Raw genomic sequence first — 528 nt, 5'->3', positions numbered from 1 at the left:
GGCGAGGTTGGGGAGGTGGGCGGCTGGGTTGTCGGCTGCGAGGGTGCGGCGGATGGTGACGGCTTCGGTGATGGTGGTGAGTGCGTCCTGTCGGTTCCCGGTCTCGGCCTGACGGTTGGCGAGGTTGTTGAGGGACATGGCGAGGTTGGGGAGGTGGGCGGCTGGGTTGTCGGCTGCGAGGGTGCGGCGGATGGTGACGGCTTCGGTGATGGTGGTGAGTGCGTCCTGTCGGTCTCCGGTCTCGGCCTGACGGTTGGCGAGGTTGTTGAGGGACATGGCGAGGTTGGGGAGGTGGGCGGCTGGGTTGTCGACTGCGAGGGCGCGGCGGATGGTGACGGCTTCGGTGATGGTGGTGAGTGCGTCCTGCCGGTTCCCGGTCTCGGCCTGGGATGCGGCGAGGTTGTTGAGGGCGGCGGCGAGGTCGGGGAGGTGGGCGGCTGGGTTGTCGACTGCGAGGGCGCGGCGGATGGTGACGGCTTCGGTGATGGTGGTGAGTGCGCCCTGCCGGTTCCCGATCTCGGCCTGGGA

At 69.3% G+C, this 528-nt stretch carries 1 protein-coding gene; it reads right to left on the bottom strand.

The annotated features are described in order from the left end of the window. Positions 1-528: tetratricopeptide repeat protein (locus ACIQUT_RS05780; RefSeq protein ID WP_403559848.1), on the bottom strand; the 528-nt coding region annotated here is incomplete at both ends.

It is taken from the genome of Streptomyces sp. NPDC090445 (genome assembly GCF_044769385.1).
In the GTDB taxonomy this organism is placed as follows: Bacteria; Actinomycetota; Actinomycetes; order Streptomycetales; family Streptomycetaceae; genus Streptomyces.
Note: the sequence above shows the minus strand (reverse complement) of the source record. Positions and strands in the feature narration are given on the sequence as shown.